The organism is Roseibium sp., from assembly GCF_048261595.1.
Taxonomy (GTDB): Bacteria; Pseudomonadota; Alphaproteobacteria; order Rhizobiales; family Stappiaceae; genus Roseibium.
The window spans coordinates 147962-172419 of record NZ_JBLXFW010000002.1; the positions used below are offsets into that span (position 1 = coordinate 147962).

The 24458-nt window shown below is 60.9% G+C and carries 20 protein-coding genes; 4 read left to right on the forward strand and 16 right to left on the reverse strand.

Annotation, left to right across the window (positions count from 1 at the left end; translation table 11 throughout):
* Positions 1 to 3: 3 nt before the first annotated feature.
* The 3 genes from ACN0SY_RS08040 to ACN0SY_RS08050 all read right to left on the reverse strand — a co-directional run bounded on the left by ACN0SY_RS08040 (position 4) and on the right by ACN0SY_RS08050 (position 4027).
* A complete protein-coding gene (locus tag ACN0SY_RS08040) occupies positions 4 to 1839 on the reverse strand; it encodes a cation:proton antiporter (RefSeq protein WP_417686153.1) in 1836 nt (611 codons plus the stop codon).
* A 107-nt stretch (positions 1840 to 1946) separates the two neighbouring features.
* Positions 1947 to 3299 carry an ATP-binding protein gene (locus tag ACN0SY_RS08045; RefSeq protein ID WP_417686155.1) on the reverse strand — a complete coding sequence of 451 codons (1353 nt, stop codon included), beginning with the start codon at positions 3297 to 3299 and terminating at the stop codon, positions 1947 to 1949.
* An 11-nt stretch (positions 3300 to 3310) separates the two neighbouring features.
* Positions 3311 to 4027: a response regulator gene (locus ACN0SY_RS08050; RefSeq protein WP_417686157.1), complete on the reverse strand. Its 717-nt coding sequence runs from the start codon at positions 4025 to 4027 to the stop codon at positions 3311 to 3313.
* 182 nt (positions 4028 to 4209) lie between these two features.
* Between ACN0SY_RS08050 and ACN0SY_RS08055 the strand changes: the two genes are divergently transcribed.
* Positions 4210 to 4695: a hypothetical protein gene (locus ACN0SY_RS08055; protein ID WP_417686159.1), complete on the forward strand. Its 486-nt coding sequence runs from the start codon at positions 4210 to 4212 to the stop codon at positions 4693 to 4695.
* A gap of 150 nt (positions 4696 to 4845) precedes the next feature.
* Entirely contained in the window at positions 4846 to 5430 is a 585-nt protein-coding gene (locus ACN0SY_RS08060) for a tetratricopeptide repeat protein (protein ID WP_417686161.1), read from the forward strand.
* Between the two features lie 5 nt (positions 5431 to 5435).
* On the opposite strand, the gene ACN0SY_RS08065 is transcribed toward ACN0SY_RS08060, so the two are convergent.
* Positions 5436 to 7919, reverse strand: coding sequence for an ATP-dependent helicase (locus tag ACN0SY_RS08065; protein WP_417686163.1), 2484 nt, complete (start codon positions 7917 to 7919; stop codon positions 5436 to 5438).
* A gap of 534 nt (positions 7920 to 8453) precedes the next feature.
* Here ACN0SY_RS08065 and ACN0SY_RS08070 point away from each other — a divergent pair.
* Positions 8454 to 8735 carry a GIY-YIG nuclease family protein gene (locus ACN0SY_RS08070; RefSeq protein WP_417686165.1) on the forward strand — a complete coding sequence of 94 codons (282 nt, stop codon included), beginning with the start codon at positions 8454 to 8456 and terminating at the stop codon, positions 8733 to 8735.
* 3 nt (positions 8736 to 8738) lie between these two features.
* On the opposite strand, the gene ACN0SY_RS08075 is transcribed toward ACN0SY_RS08070, so the two are convergent.
* Both ACN0SY_RS08075 and ligA read right to left on the reverse strand, forming a co-directional pair.
* Positions 8739 to 9203 (reverse strand): group III truncated hemoglobin, encoded by a 465-nt coding sequence (locus ACN0SY_RS08075; protein ID WP_417686167.1) that lies wholly within the window; start codon positions 9201 to 9203, stop codon positions 8739 to 8741.
* Positions 9204 to 9321: 118 nt separating this feature from the next.
* Complete coding sequence (gene ligA, locus ACN0SY_RS08080) at positions 9322 to 11472, reverse strand: NAD-dependent DNA ligase LigA (RefSeq protein WP_417686169.1); 2151 nt, start codon at positions 11470 to 11472, stop codon at positions 9322 to 9324.
* A 150-nt stretch (positions 11473 to 11622) separates the two neighbouring features.
* Between ligA and ACN0SY_RS08085 the strand changes: the two genes are divergently transcribed.
* The gene (locus tag ACN0SY_RS08085; protein ID WP_417686171.1) at positions 11623 to 11838 is read left to right on the forward strand and encodes a hypothetical protein; all 216 of its coding nucleotides are present in this window, start codon (positions 11623 to 11625) and stop codon (positions 11836 to 11838) included.
* An 87-nt stretch (positions 11839 to 11925) separates the two neighbouring features.
* Here the strand turns inward: ACN0SY_RS08085 and recN are convergent, their stop codons facing one another.
* The 10 genes from recN to murG all read right to left on the reverse strand — a co-directional run bounded on the left by recN (position 11926) and on the right by murG (position 24443).
* Positions 11926 to 13599, reverse strand: a complete 1674-nt coding sequence (gene recN / locus ACN0SY_RS08090; protein ID WP_417686172.1) for a DNA repair protein RecN — start codon at positions 13597 to 13599, stop codon at positions 11926 to 11928.
* 124 nt (positions 13600 to 13723) lie between these two features.
* Positions 13724 to 14581, reverse strand: a complete 858-nt coding sequence (locus ACN0SY_RS08095) for an outer membrane protein assembly factor BamD (protein WP_417686174.1) — start codon at positions 14579 to 14581, stop codon at positions 13724 to 13726.
* Positions 14582 to 14770: 189 nt separating this feature from the next.
* Positions 14771 to 15712 (reverse strand): UDP-3-O-acyl-N-acetylglucosamine deacetylase, encoded by a 942-nt coding sequence (gene lpxC / locus ACN0SY_RS08100; RefSeq protein WP_417686176.1) that lies wholly within the window; start codon positions 15710 to 15712, stop codon positions 14771 to 14773.
* Positions 15713 to 15967: 255 nt separating this feature from the next.
* On the reverse strand, positions 15968 to 17701 hold the full coding sequence (gene ftsZ, locus ACN0SY_RS08105; RefSeq protein ID WP_417686178.1) for a cell division protein FtsZ: 1734 nt from the start codon (positions 17699 to 17701) through the stop codon (positions 15968 to 15970).
* Positions 17702 to 17801: 100 nt separating this feature from the next.
* A complete protein-coding gene (gene ftsA, locus ACN0SY_RS08110) occupies positions 17802 to 19124 on the reverse strand; it encodes a cell division protein FtsA (RefSeq protein ID WP_417686180.1) in 1323 nt (440 codons plus the stop codon).
* Positions 19121 to 20056, reverse strand: coding sequence for a cell division protein FtsQ/DivIB (locus tag ACN0SY_RS08115; RefSeq protein ID WP_417686182.1), 936 nt, complete (start codon positions 20054 to 20056; stop codon positions 19121 to 19123). The genes ftsA and ACN0SY_RS08115 overlap by 4 nt, the downstream gene beginning before the upstream one ends.
* Positions 20023 to 20949, reverse strand: a complete 927-nt coding sequence (locus ACN0SY_RS08120; protein WP_417686184.1) for a D-alanine--D-alanine ligase — start codon at positions 20947 to 20949, stop codon at positions 20023 to 20025. The genes ACN0SY_RS08115 and ACN0SY_RS08120 overlap by 34 nt, the downstream gene beginning before the upstream one ends.
* A 10-nt stretch (positions 20950 to 20959) precedes the next feature.
* Positions 20960 to 21916, reverse strand: a complete 957-nt coding sequence (gene murB / locus ACN0SY_RS08125) for a UDP-N-acetylmuramate dehydrogenase (protein ID WP_417686186.1) — start codon at positions 21914 to 21916, stop codon at positions 20960 to 20962.
* Positions 21913 to 23328 carry a UDP-N-acetylmuramate--L-alanine ligase gene (gene murC, locus ACN0SY_RS08130; protein ID WP_417686188.1) on the reverse strand — a complete coding sequence of 472 codons (1416 nt, stop codon included), beginning with the start codon at positions 23326 to 23328 and terminating at the stop codon, positions 21913 to 21915. Before murC ends, murB begins: the two co-directional genes overlap by 4 nt.
* Positions 23325 to 24443 carry an undecaprenyldiphospho-muramoylpentapeptide beta-N-acetylglucosaminyltransferase gene (gene murG, locus ACN0SY_RS08135; protein ID WP_417686189.1) on the reverse strand — a complete coding sequence of 373 codons (1119 nt, stop codon included), beginning with the start codon at positions 24441 to 24443 and terminating at the stop codon, positions 23325 to 23327. Before murG ends, murC begins: the two co-directional genes overlap by 4 nt.
* Between the last annotated feature and the right edge of the window lie 15 nt (positions 24444 to 24458).

The following is a 24458-nucleotide window of genomic DNA, read 5'->3' on the forward strand; positions in this document are numbered from 1 at the left end:
AGGTCAGGCGGACCCTTCTTTACCCGTTGCGTCGGCATCCGGCTTCGGGTCTTTCGCCGGCGGACCGAAGCTCAGAACCAGATCGCCCTTCTTCGGCGTCTTGCCCTTCACTGCAGGGCCAGCCAACAGCCGGCCACCGTCCGTCAGGATCAGGACCGTCTCGGCCTCATCGGCACGATCCCGCGCCCAGTCGTCCGCGTTGTAATCCTCGCTCAGTCGCGTTGCCCTGAATTTCCACCCCTCGGCAAGCTTGTCGTTCAAGGCGGTATAGCCACCGAGTGCGCCCAGGAAGGACCGGCCACCGAGTGTCACGGCGAAATCCTTCTCGCCCTGCTCGGTGCCTTCCTTGCCGATCTGGAGAACGTTCGCCCTGCCGATTTCGGGACCGTAGTTGGTGCAGACCAGCGTGTTGTAGGCATCGTTGTCGGACGCTGCCAGCAGATAGGTATAGGAATTGAGCGGCAAAGAGTGTTCGGCAACCTCCGACAGGACCTCGCCGTAGAGCGTGTCAATGCCGGCGGTGCGCGCACGCCCGAGCCGTCGCCAGTTCCGGTCCGCTATCAGAACAGGGATCTCGAGCTTCTTGAGCCGTTCCGCCAGAGCCACAGTGAACGGCGTTGCACCAACGATGAGAAGCCCCCGTCCGGAACCGGAACTAATCCCGAATAGCCGCGCCAACGGACCAATGGAAAACCCGTGGGCGACGACAGTCACGACCACGACCGCGAAAGCGAGGGCTGTCAGCCGGCTGCCGTCTTCCACACCCCGGGACACGAGGAGGCTGGCGAATAGCCCCGAAACGGCGACGGCGACGATGCCGCGCGGCGCGATCCAGCCGACGAACAAGCGCTCCTTCCGCGGGATCCCGCAGCCTATCGTCGCGATGAGCACCGACACGGGACGGACAACGAACAGAAGCACGGCCAGAAACGCCAGCACCCGCAAGTCAAGGTCTGCGACCAGCGTCGCCAGATCAAGCGAAGCCGTCATGAGGATGAAGACACCCGACACGAGAAGGATGGTCATCAGCTCCTTGAAACGCTTCACTTCCGTGAGGCTCGCGATATTGGAGTTACCGAGCGCGACACCAAGGACGGTCACTGTCAGCAGGCCGCTTTCTTCAAGGATCATGTTCGACACGGCATAAGCTGCCAGCACGGCGACGAGGATGATCGGAACTTTCAGGTATTCCGGAACATGTCCGCTGATGAAGAGCCGGATCAGACCCCGGCCGAGCAGCCAGCCACCGCCCAAACCGAGTGCGAGCGCGATCAGAACCCTGAAGGCGACACCTTCAATCTGATGCGCACCGCTTGTAACCAGAAACAGCTCGTAGATCAGAACCGCAACCAGCGCCCCGAGCGGATCTGCAAGGATCGCCTCCCACCGCAGAAGCGACGCCGGCCTTTGCGCGAGCGATGCCTGTCGCAACAAGGGAATGATGACTGTCGGGCCGGTCACGATCAGGATGCCGGCGAAGATCAGTGCCGGCCAGAAGGACAGTCCGGCGATGTAATAGGCGTTGAGGGCACCGAGAACGAAAGCAACGGTCCCGCCGATGACGACAAGACGGCGCACGGCTTTGGATGTGCCGGAAATCTCGTGGAAGTTCAGCGTCAGGCCACCTTCGAAAAGGATGATCGCAACCGCAAGGCCGACCAAGGGCTGCATCAGGTCTCCGAACAGATCACCCGGCTGCAGCACACCGGTCACCGGACCGGCAATCAGGCCGAAAACCAGCAGGAGAACAATGGCCGGCAGCTGAAAGCGCCAGGCGATCCACTGCGCACCAATTCCGATCAAACCGATCAGAGCGATCCCGGTAACAAGGCTGTCCATGCATGCGTCCCTTTGGCGAGTCGGCACATCGCCGCCCTCGATCTTCGCCGCAAACATAGAAAAGAACATGCCGGTTAGAAAGCCTTGGCAGCGCGATGGAACCAAAGCTAACCAGAAAGCGTCAGGCGTGCCGTCAGTCCACCGCCGGGTGTTTCGAGGAGTTGAAGGTCACCGCCGTGGGCCTTTGCGATTGCCTGGGCTGTCGCCAGACCAAGTCCGAGATGACCACTGTCCGCCATGTTCCTACCCAGGTTCCGGGCGGTGTCTGCCCTCTCGAAGGGGGCCAACAAGCGTTCGCGGTCGCCCGGCGCTATTCCCGGTCCGTGATCGGTTACGTCGATGATCACCTTGCCCTCAGCCGCCGACGTTCGCAGCGACACATGGGCGGAGTAGCGCAACGCGTTGTCGATCAGGTTCGTGAGCGCCCTGGTCAGTTCGCCTGCCCGTCCGATCAGCACGAGCCCACCGGAACAGTTGACCTCCAGTGACCGGTTCATGTCCGCATACTGGTCGGAAATTGTCTGCAAAAGACTTGGCAGGTCGAGACGGCGGTCGGCCTCCCCCGTTCGCCCGTCGCGCAGGAAATTCAACGCCCCTTCCAGCTGGGAGTTCATCAGACTGAGATCTGCCAGATTGCGGTGCTTGAGATCCTCGTCCGGCATCAGGTCAATTCGAAGCCGCAAGCGGGTCAAAGGCGTTCTCAGATCGTGGCCGATCGCCGTCAGCATCTGAGTCCGGCGTTCCAGAAGTTCGACGATCCGACGTTGCATCCGGTTGAACGCGCGCGCTGCCTGCCGAACTTCCTCCGGTCCTTCCTCGGCAACCGGGATTGCGTCCGCGGTCTCCTGTCCGAAGTCGGCAACGGCCTGGGCAAGGCGGGTCAACGGGCGCACCAGAACCCGCGTTCCCCAGATCAGAAGAAGCACGCTGCTGACGGCCAGGGTGCACAGGCCCAGGAAGAGAGGATTGCCCAACACCGGGGGAGGCGGCATTTCGCTGAAGACAAGCCGGTACCGGGACCCGTCCGCCAGGGCAAAGGACAGGTGCTTGTCACCCGGCGGCGAAGACCCGGCCTCGAAATCAGCCGCCGACGTCATCGACATTCCCTCGCCAAGGTCGACCGCCTCCCGAGGCCAGAATGGTGGCGGGAAGGACCGCCCGGGATCCCGTCGCGAAGTGGAGGGCCCTGCGGCTTCGGGTTCCATTCGAAGCTGGGGCATTTCAAGGTTCAGTTCCGCAAGGAGCGCGGGCCGCAGGCCTGGCTCGACCCGGTTGAGCCGCGACGCAGCAGCAACGCCCTGCAACCCGCGTGCAACGACATCCGGACGAGCGGTATCTTCTTCCCGCATGAAGTGAAATGCGCCAACAACGAGCAGCAACACGCTGACCATGGCAACGAGCAGGATCAGGACCACCTGCGCCACGGCACGGCGCGGCCAAAGGGCCGCTATGAACGGCACGCCACGATGCTTCAACGCGGATCGACCCTTGCGACGAACTCGTAGCCACCCGAACGCACGGTCCGGATGAACTGGAAGGGGGCTCCCCCGGCTTCCAGCTTGGCACGGACGCGGCTGACGAGGATGTCGATGTTGCGCCCGGTCCCGGACTGCCCGTTGACCTGCGCCAGGTCGCAGAGCTGGTCGCGATTGAGCACCCGCCCAGGCCGCTCGCTCAAGACCTGCATCAGGTCGAACTCGGCCGGCGTGAGCTGCACCACCGCACCGTCCGGATTGACCAGATGGCGGAGCATGCAGTCCATCGTCCAGCCCTCAAAGTGAAGCTTTCGCCCGGCCACCGACGGAACTGCCGAACCAAGCTCCATGCGCCGGAAGATGGCACGGATGCGAGCGATGAGCTCTCGCGGGTTGAAGGGTTTCGGAAGGTAGTCATCCGCACCGACCTCAAGACCGACGACACGGTCAAAGTCATCCGCCTTTGCGGACACGATGATGATCGGGACCGGTCCGGAGGCCCGCAGGCGGCGGCAGATGCTGAGCCCGTCCTCGCCCGGAAGCATCAGATCCAGGATCACCAGATCGATGCGCCCGTTGACAACGGCGCGGTCCGTTTCGCTGCCGCTGCGCGCACGGCTGACTCTCCATCCGTTGCCGCTCAGATGGGTTTCGATGAGGTTGCCAATTTCAGGATCGTCTTCAACGACGAGGATGTGTTCGCTGCGTTGCATGAGGTCAATATGCCGAAAAGCAGACCCGGCGCATCACGAAAATTGTAATGATTTGTGTCTGAATATTTCTGCCCGATAACTTGGAAAAGATAAGAAAAAACCAAGAAAAAAATCATTAATTTTTTATTAACTCGCCAGTAATCACTGTAATTTTGCTGAAAAATTGTAGGAAGGACCAATCCATGATTTCCATAGGCTCACCACCATCACCACAACAGATGATGCAGACGCAATTGTCCTCGCAGGTCGAGGCGGGCAACATAACGGAAGCCGATTCCGATGCGATGCTTGCCGCTCTCGAGGCCATTCACGACGACATGGCGCCCGAGGGCGGCCCCTCGTCAACGCCTCCCAGCAAGGACGAGATGCAGGACAAGCTCGAAGGTCTTCTGAGCGAGCAGGTCGATGCCGGAACACTGACCCAGGAGCAGGCCGACGAACTTGCCGCCATGTTCGCAAGTGGCGAGATGGGGCCTCCTCCACCTCCAGAAGGCGGTGGACCTATGGGACCACCTCCGTCGGAAGCCTCCGGAACGAGCTCGGACAGCAGCGAGGACCTCTTGGCAAGGCTTCTGGAAGAATTGTCCGCGGCGCAGTCCTCCGGCTATTCCAACAACGGATCGACGACCTCCAGCGCCAGTTCCATGCTGGTCGACTATCTGGCCTGATCAGCCGGAGTCCGGCGCACCCCACAAAAGGCCGGATAAAGGCCGGCTGCCAGAAAGGCAGCCGGTTTTGCGTTCCCATTCCTCTCGACCTCGAACTGGACTACCCTATCTCCCGTTTCAGGATCCATCGCCGGATGCGAGGAGAGCGCCATGAGCACCACCTGCCCTGCATTGTCCAATTCCCCATCATGGCCGCTGCGCCTGATCGCTTCGCTTTGCCTGATATTCATCCTGGTTGCAGCGCCGGGACCAGCCTCGGCGACTGGTCCGAACGATCTGGACAGGCTGTTTGAAGATCTGAAAAACGCCCAAGAGGAGACCGCTGCACGCGCCATTGAGGACACTATCTGGCGCGCCTGGCTGGATCAGGCCCCTGATTCCGAAACACGCCAGTTGATCGACAAGGCGATGAGCCGGCGCGAGCAATATGACTTCGAAGGCGCGAGGCTTCTGCTCAACGAGGCCATCGAACGCTCTCCGGACTACTCGGAAGGCTGGAACCAGCGCGCATTCATCCTGTTCCTGCAGGGAGAACTGGACAGCGCGCTTGAAGACGTGGACCGGGCACTCGAACTGGAACCACGCCACTTCGGCGCCCTGTCAGGCAAGGCGCTGATCCTGATGCAACAGGGACGGGTCGAGCTCGGCCAAAAGGCATTGCGCGAGGCTGTTGCGCTTCATCCGTTCCTGAAAGAACGGCATATGCTGATCGAGCCGAAGGGCACGGATCTTTAGGGAACTCAGTGCCGTTCGACGAAACTGTCGAGAACCTTCTTCACACCGGCCTTTTCGAAGTCGATGGTCAGCTTGTTGCCCTCGATCGACTTGATCGCGCCATAGCCGAATTTCATGTGAAAGACGCGTTCGCCAAGAGCAAATGCAGATGGCGTATCGCTGACGGACTTGGCGACCAGTTCGCCCTCGATGGTCAGCGGCCCCTGACGTTTTGAGCGCGCGGAGCGGAAATCGCCGCGCTCCAGAATGGCGTCCTGAGCAGCCTTGGCCTTCTGCGCCCTTTGCCAGCCCGGCGTCGAATAGGTGTTCTGGAACGGGTCGCGGTTGTCGAAGCGCGATGCGCCCATGCCGGAGCGGCCGTAACCACCGCCACCGTAGCCACCGTAGTTCGTGGAGCTTTCAACGATCTCGACGTGATCTTCGGGCAGTTCGTCCAGAAAGCGGGAGGGAATGGAGGACTGCCACTGGCCGTGAATTCGCCGGTTCGAGGCGAAGAAGATCTTGGCCCGCTTCTTGGCCCGGGTGACACCCACATAGGCCAGCCGCCGCTCTTCCTCCAGTCCAGCCCGTGGACTCTCATCCAAAGCCCTCTGGTTCGGAAACAGCCCCTCTTCCCACCCTGGTAGAAAGACCGTATCGTATTCAGTCCCTTTAGCCGTGTGCATAGTCATTATGGAAACGGCATCATAGCTGCTGTTACCATCGCGATCCAAAATAAGTGAAATATGTTCGAGGAAACCGTCCATTGACTCGAACTCTTCCATCGACCGGATGAGTTCCTTCAGGTTGTCCAGGCGCCCCGGCGCCTCCGCCGACCGGTCCTGCCGCCACATTTCCATATAGCCACTCTCGTCAAGAATGATCTCTGCCAATTCGGTATGAGAAGTATTTTCGTGGTCGTTCCGCCAACGCTCGAAATTAGCCAGAAGCTCTTTCAATGAAGTTCGCGCTTTCGCCTGCAATTCCTCTGTTTGGCTGAGCCGCAATGCCGCCTGCATCAAAGGAACTCCCTCAGCTCGCGCAAGATCATTCATGAGTCGAATTGACGTATCACCGATTCCACGCTTGGGCGTATTAACGATACGCTCAAAGGCCAGATCATCTCTTGGTTGAACGACGCAGCGAAAATAGGACATGGCATCGCGGATTTCCATGCGCTCGTAGAAGCGCGGGCCGCCGATGACCCTGTAATTGAGCCCCATGGTGACGAAGCGGTCTTCAAACGCCCGTAGCTGAGACGACGCACGCACCAGAATGGCGATGTTGTTCAGCTTGTGTCCGTGATGCTGAAGGGACTCGATTTCCTCACCTATAGAGCGTGCTTCCTCTTCCGAATCCCAGCAATTCGCAACTGTAACTTTTGCTTCGTCCGGATCGTCCAAATCCGTGAAGAGCGTTTTTCCAAGTCGCCCCTCGTTATGAGAGATCAGGTGCGACGCCGCCGCCAGGATGTGGCTGGTCGAACGGTAGTTGCGCTCCAGCCGGATGACCACGGCGCCCTTGAAATCGTGCTCGAAGCGCAGGATGTTGTCCACTTCCGCCCCGCGCCAGCCATAGATCGACTGGTCGTCGTCGCCAACGCAGCAGACATTCCGATTGCCCTGCGCCAAAAGCCTCAGCCACAGGTACTGCGCGATATTGGTGTCCTGATACTCGTCCACCAGCATGTAGCGGAACCGCCGCTGGTAATCCTTCAGGACATCCGGATTGGTCTTGAACAGGGTGATGACATGCAGCAGCAGGTCGCCGAAATCACAGGCATTCTGGATCGACAACCGCTCCTGATAAAGTTCATAAAGTTCACGCCCCCGACCATCAGCAAAGCCTCTCGCCTCCCCCTCTGGAACATCCTTCGGCGTCAGCGCCCGGTTTTTCCAGCTGTCTAGCAGGGACGCAAAATCCCGCGGAGGCCACCTCTTATAGTCGACACCCTCTGCCTGGATGATCTTCTTGATCAGTCGCAATTGATCATCGCTATCAAGAATAGAAAACTTTGGCGTTAACCCGACCAGTTCCGCATGGCGGCGCAGGATCTTCACGCAGATGGAGTGAAACGTGCCGAGCCAGGCCATGCCCTCCACGTTGCCGCCGATGAAACCGGCGATGCGGTCCTTCATCTCGCGCGCGGCCTTGTTGGTGAAGGTCACGGCGAGGATCTGGGACGGATAGGCCGAACCGGTCGCGAGGATATGCGCGATGCGGGTCGTGAGAACCCGCGTCTTGCCGGTACCTGCGCCTGCGAGCACAAGAACCGGCCCCTCGATGGTCTCCACCGCGAGCCGCTGTTCCGGGTTCAGGCCTTCCAGGTAGTCCGGCGCGTGGGACCGGCGTGCCGCCATGGCACGGGCCGCGATCCCTCCGCCCTGAGGCGCCGGTGCAGGCTCTGGGCCTTGAAAGCGCGAGGGCCGGTCGCCCGGGAACCCGTCGTCGTCGAAGCCTTCCACGAAGGTGTCGCCAATGTCGTCGTGATACCCGTCCGGGTCAGTCATATGCGTTTGCGCCGATTCTACCGAGATACCTGAAAGAACAATATAGCAACAAAAACGGCAAGGACGAGGCGCAATGCCGGGAAATCGTGGGGACAAGGTGGGAAGCGCCCGTCTCGGAACCTCTCCAGCGTCATGTCATGGCTCGACCATGGCATCCATGCCGTTCCCTCGCCTCTGACATCCGCCTTGCGTGTGGCACCGTCACGGCATGGATTGCAGGATCAAGTCCTGCAATGACGGAGGTGGATGGAAACAATCGGTCTCTGGAAATGAGTGGGCCCCGGATCTCGCGTTGCTCGCCCGGGGTGACGACAGTGGGAATACGCGGCGCCCATTGCTCATCAGGATCGACCTATACCCCAGACGTCATCCCGGGCGCAGGCGAAGCCGGAGACCCGGGACCCACTCGCTAATCCGATGCGCACATCGCCAACCGGTCACTCAGACAACAGCCTCGCAAAGGAGGTATCGGCAGCCGGAAACTGGCCCCGAAAAAGATTGCAATTGCCCATCAATGCACTCAATAATTGCATTATGTCATACTACGTTTATCTGCTCACCAACCGGAAGCACGGAACCCTCTACGTCGGCGTAACAAACGATCTGCATCGCCGCGTGCACGAACACCGGTCAGGAACGGCATCAAATTTTACAAAGAAGCACCAGCTCCACAGATTGGTCTTTGCATCGGAGTTCGAGCGGATCGATGAGGCAATTGCCATGGAAAAGCGCCTCAAACGCTGGCATCGGGCCTGGAAGATCCAGCTCGTCGAGGAAGAGAACCCTGACTGGAACGAACTCCTCACCGAAAGGTAGTCCTCACCTTGCCGGGTGATATCGCTCGCCGCGGGCGAGGATGGCGCCGTTGTAGGAGGCGACGCCCATTTCGAGACTACTGGCGATGTTCTTCGCACGGGCAAGGAAATGCTCGGCGCCTTCTGGCGTGCATTCATCGCGAACCGTTGCCTCGAACAACGCCAGCCACCGGTCGAAGTGGGTCGCGTCGACGGGCAGCACCATGTGCTTGGGCATGGGCGTGCCGTTGTAGGCGCCGGTCGCCAGCGCCACGGACGACCAGAAACGGTACATCTGCTCCAGATGCGGCTGCCAATCGGTGATCCTTTCCGCGAAGACCGGACCGATGAGATCATCCGCCCGCACGCGGTCGTAGAACCTGTCGACGACACGCTTGATCTGGGCCTCGTCGATGGCCGTCTCTTCCGCGATCCGGGCGCTCATGCGGGCGCGGCGTTCGGCTGGTGTCAGATCGTCGTCATCATGCATCGCGAGCCCCGGAGGTCTGTTTCGACTTCCACGAAAAGTGGATCTTGGCACTCGTCTTTACAACAGATCGCTGCGCTTTCCCCTGCGCCAGCTGGCCGCAGGGACATTCAGGCGGCAATCACGCTCCGACGAGCTCGAACCAGCCGTCTTCGGAAATCACCTCGACATTGAGCTCTTCGGCCTTCTTGAGCTTGGAGCCCGCGCCGGGGCCGGCCACGACGAGATCGGTTTTCTTGGAGACCGATCCCGCCACCTTGGCTCCGAAGCGCTCCGCCATGGCTTTCGCCTCGTCGCGGGTCATGCGCTCCAGCGAGCCTGTGAAGACAACGGTCTTGCCGGCGACCGGGCTGTCTCCGGCATCGATCTTTTCCGCGTCCTTCGGCGTCACTTCGGCAAGAAGGGCTGCCAGCTGCTCGCGATTGTGATCCTCGGCGAAGAATTCCGTCACCGCTTCGGCGACGATGGAACCAATACCGTCGATATCATTCAGCTCGGCCCACTCAGGTGATCCGTGGTCACCCGCGCCGATCATTGCGTCGTAGAACGCGCCCCAGGATCCATAGGCACGGGCAAGCAGCTTGGCATTGCCTTCGCCGACATGGCGGATGCCAAGGGCAAAGATGAAGCGGTTGAGATCGATCGAGCGCCGGTCGTTGATCGCCTCGAAGAGATTGCGCGCCGAAACGGCGCCCCAACCCTCGCGGTTGCGCAGCTTGGTCAGCGTCTGCCGGTCGCGGGCCTCCAACGTGAAGATATCGGCGGGCGTCTTGACGAGATCAGCCGCGTAGAAGGCATCCACCTGCTTGTCGCCGAAGCCTTCGATGTCGAAGGCGTTGCGCGACACGAAATGCTTCAGCTTCTCCGTCGCCTGCGCCGGGCAGATAAGCGCGCCGGTACAGCGGCGCACCGCATCGACGCGGCCCTTGGCGTTTTCCTCGCGCACCGCATGGGAGCCACAGGCCGGACAGGTGGTCGGAAACTCGAAGGGAACCGCGCCGTCCGGACGCTTGTCCAGATCGACGTCGACGATCTGGGGTATCACGTCGCCAGCACGCTGGATCTTGACCGTATCGCCGATGCGCAGATCCTTGCCCTGACGGATCGGTTCGCCGTCCTGGCCAATGCCCTTGATATAGTCCTCGTTATGGAGGGTCGCATTGGAGACGACCACGCCGCCGACGGTCACGGGCTCCAGCTTGGCAACCGGGGTCAGTGCGCCTGTGCGGCCCACCTGGATCTCGATGTCATTGAGGATGGTGAAGGCCTGCTCGGCCGGGAACTTGTGTGCAATGGCCCAGCGGGGCGAGCGGGAGACAAAACCAAGGCGGGTCTGGAGGTCCAGCCGGTCGACCTTGTAGACGACGCCGTCGATGTCATAGCCGAGCGTAGCCCGCTCCTCCTCGATGCCGTGATAGACGGCAATGAGTTCGTCGACGCTCTCGCAGCGCTGCATCCGCTCGTTGATGACAAAGCCCCAGCTCTCGAAGGCATGGACCATGCCCATCTGGGTGTCCGCAGGCATCTCGCTCAGCTCCCCCCAGGCATAGGCAAAGAACTTCAGCGGGCGGGACGCGGTGATCTCCGGATTGAGCTGGCGCAGTGACCCTGCCGCGGCATTGCGCGGATTGGCGAAGGTCTTGCCGCCATTGGCTTCCATCCGGGCATTCAGGGCCTGAAAATCCGCGTGAGCCATGTAGACTTCACCGCGCACCTCGACGACGTCCGGGACATCGCCTTTCAGTTCCTGCGGGATATCCGAGATGGTGCGGGCATTGGCCGTCACGTTCTCGCCGACAGAGCCATCGCCGCGTGTTGCCGCACTGACCAGCTTGCCACCCTCGTAGCGCAGGGATAGCGAAAGACCGTCGATCTTGGGCTCGGCCGTGACGGCGAGCGCTCCCATCAAGGGATCGAATTTCAGGAACCGCCGCACCCGGCCAACGAAATCGCGCACGTCGCCGTCGTCGAAAGCGTTGTCGAGCGACAGCATGGGCACCTTGTGAGTGATCTTGCCGAAGCCTTCCGACGGCTCGATACCGACCCGGCGCGACGGGCTGTCGGAGCGAACAAGTTCCGGGAACCGCGCCTCGATGGCATCGTTGCGGCGCCGCAGGGCATCATAGTCCGCGTCGGAAATAACCGGCGCATCCTCGCCATGATAGCGCTTGTCGTGTTCCGCAATCTCAACGGCCAACCTTTCCAGTTCGGCCTGGGCCTCTTCGATGGTCAGTTGCTCGACAGAGATCTGGGCGGAGGGAGCTTCGGTCATGGTCTCATCACGGCATCAGGGATTCGGGCTCGGCAGCGGGCCAGCCAACGAAGAAGACCGATTAGCGGAACCAAAGTCCAGTCACAAGAGTTAGTCCAGTGAAGAGCCGAAGCGGTGCACGCTTTCCGGCAAGACGTGAAGGAGACATAAATGGCTTATCATTCGGACACCAACAAGACGGTCACGACCGGTTTTGGCGCTGGATGGTTCATCGCCGGTGCTCTCGTCGTGGCACTGATCGCTGGTGCAGTTCTTTATTCCCAGGGCTATTTTACCCAGGACGATGAAATCAGCATCGAACTGAACTTGCCGAACATGGATACCAAGAAGATCACGACCCCGATCCCGGGCAACACCGACGGCTAACCCCGGCAGTCGACTGACCTCCCAAGATCTTCCCAGAGATCCTCCCGGAGCGCGGTGGCAGCGAAAGTTGCTGCCGCGTTCTCTCGTTCAGCCTGCCGTGGCTTCGGTGATCAGTTTGCTCGCCGCTGCGCGCGCTTCGTCGGTGATCGTGCTGCCGGCGAGCATTCGGGCAATCTCCTCGCGGCGATGGTCTTCATCGATCCGGCGAACCCGTGTCGCAACGCGCTGCTTGCTCGCCTCTTCCTTGGCAATCAGGAAATGTCCGGCAGCACGCGCTGCCACCTGCGGCGCGTGCGTTACTGTCAGGACCTGAACCGTCGAGGCCAGCCGCGCAAGACGCACGCCGATCGCCTCCGCGACGGCTCCGCCGACACCGGTATCGATTTCGTCGAATACGAGCGTCGGCGCCGAGCCCTTGTCAGCCAGCGATACCTTGAGGGCCAGCAGGAAACGGGACAACTCGCCACCCGATGCGACTTTCATCATGGGACCCGGCCGTGTGCCAGGGTTGGTCTGCACGTGGAATTCCATCTGGTCGATACCGGACCTGCCACGAGCATCCGGATCGCTCTGGATCTCGACGATGAACCGCGCCCGCTCCAGCTTCAATGCCGGAAGCTCGGCGCCGACAGCCTTCTCCAACGCCCTGGCAGACTTCTCTCGTTTTGCCGACAGCTTTGCAGCCTTGGCGTCATAGATCTCGCGCGCTTTCACGGCAGCAGCCTCAAGCGCGGCCAGCTTGTCTTCACCGGCATCCAGATCGGCAAGATCCTCGCTCATGCGCGCGGCCAGAGCAGGAAGTTCCTCCACCGGAACGGAGAACTTTCGCCCCGCCGCTCTCAAGGCGAAGAGGCGCTCCTCGACACTTTCCAGTTCGCGCGGGTCGAAGTCTGTCTCCCGCAATGCGGACTCAAGACCACCCCGGGCATCCTCAAGGTGATCAAGAGCCGCCGCCAGTGCTGAAACGGGCGCATTCAGGAGATGTGGGACCTGATCGGCCTTGCGCTCCATGCGGCGCAAGAGGCTCGACAGTTCCGGGATGGGCGAAGCGTTGCCATTGAGTGTTTCAAAGGCCTCGTTAAGGTCGCCCGCAATCTTTTCCACCTGCATCATGGTGGCGCGGCGCTCGGCCAGCTGTTCTTCCTCACCGGCCTGCGGCTTCAGCTGCGTCAGTTCCTCGACGGCAGCTTTCAGGTAATCAGCTTCCTTGCGCGCAGCATCGATGCGCGCCGCATGGTCCCGCACGGCCTTTTCTGCGGAGCGATAGGCGGAATAGGTCTCACCCACCGCTTCGACCTCGCCCTGCAGTCCGGCAAAGCTGTCAACGAGATCCCTATGACTTTCCGGATCGACCAACGCCCGATCGTCATGCTGGCCATGGATCTCGACGAGCAGGTTCCCGGCCTGACGCATGAGGCCGACGCTGACCGGCTGGTCATTGATAAAAGCGCGCGTGCGCCCGTCTGCGGTCTGGATACGCCGGAGGATGACATCGCCATCATCGGCAACGTCGTTCTCTCGCAGAAGCTGCCGGACCGCATGATCGCCGGACACGTCGAAGACGGCAGTCACCTGTCCCTGATCCTCGCCGTGGCGGACCAGATCCGCATCGCCCCGGCCACCAATCGCAAGGGAAAGGGAATCCAGCAATATGGATTTGCCCGCACCGGTTTCCCCGGTGAGGACGGACATTCCGGCAGAGAAATCGAGATCGAGACGGTCAATCAGGACAATGTCGCGAATTGCGAGCGTCACGAGCATGGCCGGTTTTCTCCGAATCTAGACGAGGCAGAGATGGAAGTTGCCGGCATGGTATGTTTGGTCAGGGCCAGATACAAGCAGCAAAACGAAACGTGAACAAAACATTCCGGTCAGACGGTCGGTGCTAGAGCACGTTTATCTTGTTGAATGCCTTGCTGATCCAGCTTCCGCTGTCCTCGGAAGGTTCATACCCGCCCTTGTTCAGAAGCGAATAGGCATCCTTGTACCACTGCGTGTCCGGGAAGTTGTGACCCAGAACGGCAGCAGCGGTCTGCGCCTCGTTCACAACGCCGAGCGCGTAGTAGCCCTCGGTCAGGCGGAACAGTGCCTCTTCCACATGGCGCGTGGTCTGGTAATTCAGGACAACAACCTTGAAGCGGTTGATCGCTGCGATGTAATTGCGCTTGTTCAGATAGTAGCGCCCAACCTGCATTTCCTTACCGGCCAGCTGGTCGCTGGCGGCACGAAGCTTGGTTTCCGCATCCGGTGCGTACTCGGAATCCGGATAGCGCTGCAGCAGTTCGTTGAACGCCGCCGCCGCCTTTTCCGTGGTCGCCTGGTCACGGGTGATGTCCGGCATCTGGCGGTAGTAGCTCTGACCAATGATGTAGAGCGCGTAGGCTGCATCGTCATTGCCGGGATAAAGCGTCAGGAACCGCTTCGCCGCAGTGATCGCCTCGGTGTACTTGCCACGAGAGAAGTTAAGATAGGCCATGTTGACCAGGGACTTCTTCGCGTATTCGGAATAGGGATAGAGCTTGTCGAGTTCCTCGAACTTCTTGCTCGCAGGCGCCAGTTTTCCCTGGGCACGCAAGGCAAGGCCTTCGTTGTAGAGAACTTCCGGTGGGGTCTCGTTCAGCGCCAGGTCATCCAGATCGTCCTTCGACGAACAGGCTGCCAAAGCGAGCGGAATCGCCAGAGCCGCAATCTTGAGAGCTGCTGTTACGCGCGCTCCCGCGTGTCCCGTCCGGCGTACATCCATTGACTTCACCCAACCACTCCTTGTCCCGGAACCTGGCCCATTGGCCGTGCTTCGGGTTCACTCGGCATCTTTATCATCAGGTCTTTAGCGGAAATCGCCTACCGCCGTCACGCCCAACGATAGCCATGTCTCGTTTTTTTTGAGCTTTTTTGTGGCAAGGAGATGTTTTGGCGGGCCACAACGCAGTGATCAGGAAACGTCCGGACCATATGCGGCAACGGCGAGACCGACGGTTTCTGCGTGGCCAGCCTCGCGGAAGGCCGGTGCCTCGACGATCTCATAGGCGTCCTTGTCCTCGAACAACTTGACGAGGATCGAGTGGTTCATCTTGTGACCACCCTTGTAGGAACGATAAAGGCCAAGGATCGGAAGACCTGCGAGAGACAGGTCACCCACCGCATCCAGTGCCTTGTGACGGGCGAATTCGTCTGGCCAGCGGGTTCCTTCCGGATTGAGAACCTTGTCATCGGAAATGGCGACGGAATTCTCCAGGGAAGACCCGAGCGCAAAGCCCATCTTCCAGAGCTGCTCGACGTCTTTCACATTACCGAAGGTCCGGGCACGCGAGAGTTCGGTGCGAAACACGTCCGGGTTCATGTCGGAGGCAAAGCGCTGACGGCCGATCAGCGGTGTGTCGAACTCGATGGTGATGTCGAAATGAGAGCCGTCATAGGGGCGCAGCTCACACCATGCACCGCCGTTGTCGACCCGGACCGCCTTCTTGATCTTGAGGTAGCGACGGCCGCGATCCAGCCGCTTCAGCCCAACCTGATCGATTGCATCGACGAAATAGGAACTGGAGCCGTCCATGATCGGCATTTCCGGGCCATCGATCTCTACGATCAGGTTGTCGACACCCATGCCGCTCAGCGCCGCCATAAGATGCTCGACGGTCGACATGCCGTTCTCGCCGGGATTGCCAAGGACCGTCTGGAGCGAAGTCTGGGTGACATGCTTCCAGTTGGCCGGCATTTCCGCGGCCCCGTCTACGTCTGTGCGCTGGAAGACGATACCGGTGCCTGCATCGGCAGGAACAAGTGTGATGGAAGCGGGCTTGCCGGAGTGAACACCAATACCTGTCAGGGTAATCTGATCTGCGAGAGTTGTCTGGCGATCGATATGGTGTGTCATGTCACTGCCCGGTTCGTGGTCTGCGCATCGTCAACTTTGCGTATAGGGACTTTGATCCATTACAAATCGTTAACGATCACGAGTTGGCCAGAACATACCCACAACCCGCAGGATCCTGAAATAAAGCTTTATTACGCTTTGTAACGCTGGTCACATTGGCAACCGACTGAATCCAAAAAATAAAATGCCCAAACGGAAACGACCCGACACATAAAGTGCCGGGCCGCGCCGATTAGGGAAAAAGGTCGCGTCGCGTCAGTTGGACTGACGCCGCAGGAACGCAGGGATCTCCAGCTGGTCATCGTCCATGGCAACCGGAGCTTTCGGGGCTGCACGACCCGTCGTATCAAGCTGGCCGGCGGCACCATGTGAGGCCGAACGCTGGACCGGACGCGGAGCGGCCGGGCGAGCTGCCTGAACCGGTGCATTTACCGGTGCCGGAGCCTCGTGGTGCAATTCGTCATGCTCGTCTTCTTTGCGGCCAAGGCCATTGGCAAGACGGCGCAGAAGGCCCATCGGGCGTCGCTCGTCGTCATGGTCGCCGAAGTCCATCTCGCCTGCATGAGCGGCCGGAGCAGTGGTCGGTGCCTGTGCGACCGGAGCTGTCGGCTCAGGCTGCTTCGACATGATTTCACGCTGTGCGATCGGCGGAAAATCTTCGACACGCGGCATGCGAGGCGCCGGGTTATGCTGCTCGGCAACCGGCGGAATATACGGCTTGCTGACCGGAGCTTCCTCAATGGACTGGAGCGGGGTTTCCTCTTCCAGGTTCACCATCGGCCCCTTGTCGGCCAGCATGTCATTGGAGGGGCGGAACGGCTTGATTTCGACTTCCGGATCGCTTGCAGCGGCGACCGGGGCCGGAACGGCGAGTTCACGCTCAAGGCTGGCGACGGCCTTGGCAGCCACGTCAGCCGCACTCGGCTTTGCAGCAACCGGAGCCGGTGCCGGGGCAGCGGTCTCGACCGGCCGGGTCGTGATGACCGGCTTGGCTTCAGACTTTCCCTGGAGAAGCGCCTCGACCTCGCGGTCGATACCGGTTGCGACGACGGAGACGCGGATGACGCCGTCGAGGCTCTCGTCAAAGGTCGCGCCGAGAATGATGTTGGCGTCTGCGTCCACTTCTTCACGGATTCGCGTAGCGGCTTCGTCCACTTCGAACAGCGTCAGGTCGTTGCCGCCGGTGATGGAGATCAACAGGCCCTTCGCGCCCTTCATGGACGATTCGTCGAGCAGCGGGTTGGCAATGGCAGCTTCCGCAGCCTGCTGTGCACGCTTCTCGCCGGATGCTTCGCCGGTACCCATCATGGCCTTGCCCATGCCGCGCATGACGGAACGCACGTCGGCGAAGTCGAGGTTGATGAGGCCTTCCTTGACCATCAGGTCAGTGATGCAGGCAACGCCGGAGTACAGGACCTGGTCGGCCATCGCGAATGCGTCGGCAAACGTGGTCTGCGCGTTGGCAATCCGGAACAGGTTCTGGTTCGGGATGACGATCAGCGTATCGACGTTGCGCTGAAGCTCCTCGATACCGGAATCGGCGATCCGCATGCGGCGTGCGCCTTCAAACTGGAACGGCTTGGTGACAACACCGACCGTCAGGATACCCTGTTCACGAGCCGCGCGGGCGATGACCGGCGCTGCACCCGTACCGGTGCCGCCGCCCATACCGGCGGTGATGAACACCATGTGCGAACCCGACAGGTGATCGTTGATTTCGTCGATCACTTCCTCGGCAGCCGCAGAACCGACTTCCGGCTGGGAGCCAGCGCCCAGACCTTCGGTCACCGCAACGCCCATCTGGATGAGACGTTCGGAGTGGTTCATGGCAAGCGCCTGGGCATCCGTGTTGGCAACGACGAAGTCGCAGCCCTGGAGACCGGCAGTGATCATGTTGTTGACGGCATTTCCGCCTGCGCCGCCGACACCGAAGACCGTGATTCTCGGCTTCAGTTCCTGGATGTCAGGCATCTTCAGGTTGATGGTCATGTTATCCTCGCGACCCTCTTGGGCTTCCATTCTGGATGAGCCCTCTGCTTCCCTAATCTCTTCAGCCGTTTCCGGCTCTTCCTGTCCTGCGCTCATTTCGTCAGAAACTTTCCCTGATCCACTGGCCGACACGTGCCAGATAACCAGATTGCCCCGCCCAGCCGGATCTGCGGTTCCTGTGCTCGAACTGCTCGATTTGTGCGACTTGCGGGTAGATCAGGAGGCCAACGGCTGCTGCAAAAGCCGGGCCCTTCGCGGCCTCCGGGAGGCCGGCAACACCTAGAGGCCGGCCAAGACGAACGTTACGCCCCAGGACCCGGCGCGCAACTTCACTCAAGCCCGTAAGCTGGCTGGCTCCGCCGGTCAGCACGATCTGCTTGCCGACCCGGCCTGCAAAGCCGGAAGCGGTAAGCCGATCTCTTACGAGTTCGAGGATTTCTTCAACCCGCGGGCGAATGACGCGTGTCAGCGCCGAACGGGGGATTTGATTCGGCAGATCGCTGTCTGCTTCCAGCGGCGGCACCGTGAGCATGTCCCGGTCATCCGAAGAGCTGGCAAGAGGCGATCCGTGCAGGGTTTTCAGGCGCTCCGCGTCCTGAAGACGGGTCGCGAAAGCCCTGGCGATATCGGTAGTGACATGATGACCGCCGACAGCGATCCCGTCGAGATGCACCATGCGGCCTTCGACGAAGACAGAAAGCGTCGTGGTACCGCCACCCATGTCGATGCAGGCAACACCCAGCTCGGTTTCATCGTCGACCAGTGTCGAAAGTCCGCTGGCGAATGGCGTTGCAACCATTGTCTCGACATGAAGGTGGCCGCGGTTGATGCAAAGCTCGAGATTGCGCACCGGCGCGACTTCCGTGGTCACGACCTGCATGTCGACACCGAGCTTCTGCCCCATCATGCCGCGCGGGTCGCGCATGCCGCGATTGCCGTCGAGCGAATAGGAGATCGGCAGCGCATGGGTCACAGCCCGGCCTTCGGTGACCGAATGGCTGGAGCCTGCCGACAGGACACGCTGGATATCGGCTTCGGAAACGGACTCGCCTGCGAGCGGGACAGTTGCCGAGAAGATTTCACTTTGCAAACGGCCGCAGCTGACATTGGCGATCAGGGATTCGACCGTCACACCGGCCATGCGCTCCGCAGAGTCGACGGCCAGCCGGATCGCCTGTTCGGCTGCATCCATGTCGACCACGACGCCGGACTTGATGCCCCGGGAGCGCTGATAGCCATAGCCCAGCACTTCGACCGAATGAGACCGGCCGGCCAGAACGCTGCTCTCCTCGCGCGGGGTGAGCTTGGCGATCAGGCAGCAGATCTTTGTCGAGCCAACATCCAGGACCGACATGACAACGGCACGTCGCCCCGGAAGGGGGCGCATACGCGGAAGATAAAGGGAAGATCCGGACCGGCTCATGTGTCTCGCTCCAGATTCACGATCTGCTCTCCCGAGCGCCCGCCAGCCTTTCGCCGGGCGACGGCTTCATCGGAAAGCCTGACCACGACACGGTCGGCAAGGCGCATATCCACCGCGACGATATCCCTTGCCAACAAGCCGTTCTTCTCATCCATCAAGACGACGTCGGCAAGCGCCTGGTCGACACCATTCTCGGGCAGGCGAACCGTAATGCCGTTTTCAAGCATCAGATCCCAGCGACGGTCGGCAACCAGCTCTGCCGCCCGGACGCGCGAGCGAAGCGCCGGCACTTTCTCGAGTGCCGCAATGATTTCACCAGCCCGGCGCTGCGCACCATGGTTCATGACCATCAGCAGGTTCGCGTAACGGCCATCGACATCGTCGGTGATAACCTCGCCTTCCCTGTTGATGATCGAGACGACGGAGCCGCGCTGCCAAAGCGCGAAGGGTTCCTTTTCGTCGATCCGGACCTGCAAGGTTCCCGGATAGAGCTTCATGACCGAAGCTTGCTTGACCCAGGCGATCGAGGACAGGCGTTCACGTGCGGCTTCCGCGTCGAACAGGGCAAGCGAAGAACCTTCCTGGATCTCGAGCGCTTCGATGATCTGGAATTCGTTGGTTTCGCGCTGACCCGAGAGCTTCACGGTTTCAATACCGAGGCCTCCGGCGGACAGCAGCGCGTCGGAGACTTCACGGCCATATCCGCCAAGCACGATACCGTAGGCGATTGTGGCCGAAAGAAAGGCGAGAGCCGCAGCGGAACCGGTCCAGTGCGGAAGATCGGCAAGGCGACCTGCCGCCCGCCAAACCGGCTGGCGATGCAAACGCGATACCCCACGGCCCCGCGGAGCCAGTTCGGCTTCCATCGGCGACAGGTAGTCTCGTTCGAATTTTCGCCTTAGCGACAGCAACTTGCGTCCTCTACCATCCAACTGACCAGGTCCTGGAAGCTCATCCCCTCATGACCTGCGAGTTCAGGAACCAGAGAGGTTGGCGTCATGCCCGGCTGCGTGTTCACTTCGAGGCAAATCAGCTCTCCGGTCCCGTCTTCCTGTTCGTTGAATCGGAAGTCCGCCCGCGAAACACCGCGGCACCCGAGCGCGTGATGCGCCTCCAATGCCAGTGTCTGTATTTTTTGGTAAACAATCGGTGAAAGTTTTGCAGGAAGAATGTGTTTAGACCCACCTTCCGCATATTTCGCATCATAGTCGTAGAAGCCGCCACCGGTCGGAACGATCTCCGTTACACCGGTAGCCTTGTCTCCGATCACGGCACAGGTCAGCTCCCGTCCCGGGATGTACTTCTCGCACATCAAAACGTCGGGATACGGCCATTCCGAGGAGGTCAGCTGCTGTGGTGGATAGGCCTGATCTTCGCGCACGATCAGGACTCCGAAACTCGATCCTTCGTTGATCGGCTTGATCACGTAAGGCGGCTTCATCGGGTGTTCCCGGCCCACTTCGTTTCGATTCACAATTAAGTGTTGAGTAACCATCACACCGGCCGCCGCCATGACCGCTTTCGCCTTGACCTTGTTCATCGCAAGGGCGGACGCCATGACGCCGGAGTGGGTGTAGGGGATCTCGAGGACCTCAAGAATGCCCTGGATACAGCCGTCCTCGCCGAAGGGACCGTGAAGCGCATTGAAGACAACGTCCGGGCGCAATTCGCTAAGGACCGCGGCTATGTTCCGGTCCACATCGATCCGGCTGACCTGGTAACCGGCCTTTTCCAATGCGTCGGCACTGGCCGTTCCGGAAGAAAGGCTGACCGGACGCTCGTTAACCCACCCGCCCATGAGGACGGCGACGTGCTTGCTGGTCATGGCTGGTCTCCTATGCTCCAAGGAACGGTTCGACAGGACCTTCGTCGCCGAACCGGCCGAGCCGTTTGATTTCCCATTCGAGGCGAACACCCGAGGTCTCGAAGACCCGCTTGCGCACCGTCTCACCCAGAAGCTCAAGGTCGTGACCCGACGCGGTTCCGGTGTTGATCATGAAATTGCAATGCATTTCGGACATCTGCGCGCCACCGACGGTCAGCCCCCGGCAGCCGGCCGCATCGACCTCTTTCCAGGCCGAAGACCCTTCCGGGTTCTTGAAGGTGGACCCGCCGGTCTTTTCGCGAATCGGCTGGGCACGTTCCCGGTGCTCCACGACAGCGGCCATCTCGGCACGGATCTCCTCTTCGCTCATCGGAATGCCCTCGAAGACCGCACTGGTGAAGATGAGGTCCTTTGAGGCACCGGAATGGCGATAGGCGTAATCCATGTCGGCGTTGGTCAGAACATGGCGCTGACCCTTTCGATCAATCGCCGTCAATTCGACCATGCGCTGGCAGGTTTCAGTACCGTGCGCACCAGCATTCATGCGCAGCGCGCCGCCGATACCGCCGGGAATCCCGGTGTAAAAGGCAAATCCACCCAGCCCCGCTTTTGCCGCCACCTCCGCAAGGCGCTTGTCCGGCACCGCGGCACCAGCCTTCAGCCGGTTCCCGCCGATCTCTTCGATTCCGCCGAAGCCCTTGGCGCTGAGACGAATGACGACGCCCTCCAGACCTCCGTCGCGGATCAGAAGGTTGGAGCCGAGCCCTACGGGCAGGACGGGAACGTCTTCCGGCAGCTTGGTCAGAAAAGCGGCAAGATCATCTTCATCCGCCGGCTGGAACAGAAGCTGCGCCGGCCCGCCAACCCGAAACCAGGTCACCGCAGACAGCGGCTGGTTCGGAGTCAGTTTTCCGCGGATCCCCCTCGCAAGGTCAGGATACAGCTCGAGCAGATCGGGAAAGCTCACGCGCCCTCCCCCTGCAGCCGCTTCAACCCATCGGGCAGCGCATAGGCCCACTGGGTGATGTTGCCCGCACCAAGACAAATGACATAGTCGCCCGGCTCAGCAATCTCGTGAACGAGCTCGGCCAGCTTGTCCGGTCCTTCGATCTGGTGGACCGAACGATGGCCCCGGTTTTTCAGACCGGCAACGAGGTCACTGTGCCGTGCACCTTCGATCGGCTGCTCACCGGCTTCATAAACCGGAGCGACGATCACCGTGTCCGCATCGTTGAAGCAGTTTGAGAAATCATCGAACAGGCTGTGAAGACGGCTGTAGCGGTGAGGCTGGACCACTGCGATCACCTTGCCCTTGGAGGACTCGCGAGCGGCATGAAGCACCGCGCGAATCTCGACCGGATGGTGACCGTAGTCATCAAAGACTTCGATGCCGCCCGCGCTGCCCGTGTGGGTGAAGCGTCGTTTGACGCCGCCGAATTCGGCAAGGCCCTTGCGGATATCATCCGCGCCGACGCCGAGCTGGGAGGCCACCGCCACCGCCGCCGTTGCGTTTGAGACGTTGTGAAGACCCGGCATCGGCAGAATGAGGTTCTTCATTTCCGTCGTCTCGCCGCTGCGGCGATCGCGGATGACAACGGTAAAGGTCGAGCGCCCGCCGTCCATGGACACGTCGGAATAACGCACGTCAGCCTGGGGGTTGGTGCCGTAGGTGACGATCCGGCGATCCGCGATCTGACCGATCAATGTCTGCACCTCCGGGTGGTCGAGGCACATCGCCGCGAACCCGTAGAAGGGGACATTTTCCACGAACTGACGGAACGCGGCCCGCACACCGGCGAAGTCGCCATAGTGGTCAAGATGCTCTGGGTCGATATTGGTGACCACCGCGACATCGGCAGGAAGCTTGACGAAGGTACCGTCGCTCTCGTCGGCCTCGACAACCATCCAGTCGCCGTCGCCCATGCGTGCGTTGGTGCCATAGGCGTTGATGATGCCGCCATTGATCACCGTGGGATCAAGCCGCCCCGCATCCAGCAAGGCAGCGATCATCGAGGTCGTCGTCGTCTTGCCATGGGTACCGCCGACCGCGATCGCCTGCTTGAACCGCATCAGTTCGGCCAGCATCTCCGCGCGGCGCACGACCGGCATGAACCGCTCACGCGCTGCGACCAGTTCCGGATTGTCCTTCTTGATCGCGGACGAGACGACAAGCACTTCGGCATTGCCGAGGTTCTCGGCGGCATGACCAACCATCACCTTGATACCGTTGTCGCGCAGGCGCTTCACATTGGCGTTCTCCGCCATGTCCGAGCCTTGAACCGTATAGCCGAGTGTCTTCAGCACTTCGGCGATGCCGCTCATGCCGATGCCCCCGATCCCGACGAAATGTACCGGGCCGATGTCCTGCGGCATTTTCATGCGCCGTCTCCTTTAGCAACGAATGTTCCGGCGGCGACCTGTTCGACAAGGTCCGCCAACCGGGCAACGGCGTCGGGCTTGCCCGCGCCGAGTGCGGCAGCTGCCGCCTGTTTCAGTGTTTCAGGCGCCGTCATCAGACGCGCCAGCTCATCCGCCAGCCGCTGCGGGCTCAGGTCCTGCTGGCGAATGGGCCATGCACCACCAACTGCGGCCAGCCCCTCTGCATTGACCATCTGGTCCTGATCGAGGGCATGCGGCAGCGGCACCAAGATGGAGGGACGGCCAATCACGGTCAGCTCGCTGACCGAGGACGCGCCGGACCGGCAGATCACAAGATGGCTGTCCGCAATGCGCCTGGGCATGTCGGTGAAGAACGAATGCAGCTCGGCGTCAACCTTGAGGTCGGCATAGGCCTGGCCCACGCGCGCAAGATCCTCCGGGCGGCATTGCTGGACTAGGCGAAGCTTCGAGCGCAGGGCTTCCGGCAGAAGCGCCAGCGCTTCCGGCATGACATCGGAAAAGAACCGCGCGCCTTGAGAACCGCCAAAGACAAGCAGGCCGAACCGGCTCTCTTCGCTCAGATCCGGATAAGGCGCTCCGGAGACTTCGGCAACAGCGTCCCGGACCGGATTGCCGGTCTCCACGCATTTCCCGGCGAGCGCCTTCTCCAACCCCTTCAGCGGAACGCTGGTGGCAATGGCTGTCACTCCCTTGGCCAACATCTTGTTCGCGCGGCCCATAACGCCATTGGCCTCATGCAGGATTGACGGAGTGCCGGTCAGCCGCGCTGCGAACAGCGGCGGAAAGGTCGGATAACCCCCGAAACCAACGACAACGTCCGGAACCAGCTGTTTCACCAGGCCGCGTGCCTGCAACGTGCCACGTAGCAGGCTCAATGCTGTCTTCGCCAGTGCAACCGGGTTCTTCCCGCGCAAGGTTTCCGAGGCGATGATGTGGGTTCGGCGGGCCGGAAAGGCCGAACCGTATTTATCGGCCCGTTCATCGGTCGCAAGCTCAACGACGTGGCCCCGCCGCTGCAGTTCGCTCGCAAGCGCCTGCGCAGGAAACAGATGGCCGCCGGTGCCCCCGGCTGTCAGCAAAATCGTCTTCGGCATAGTCTTCTTGAACGT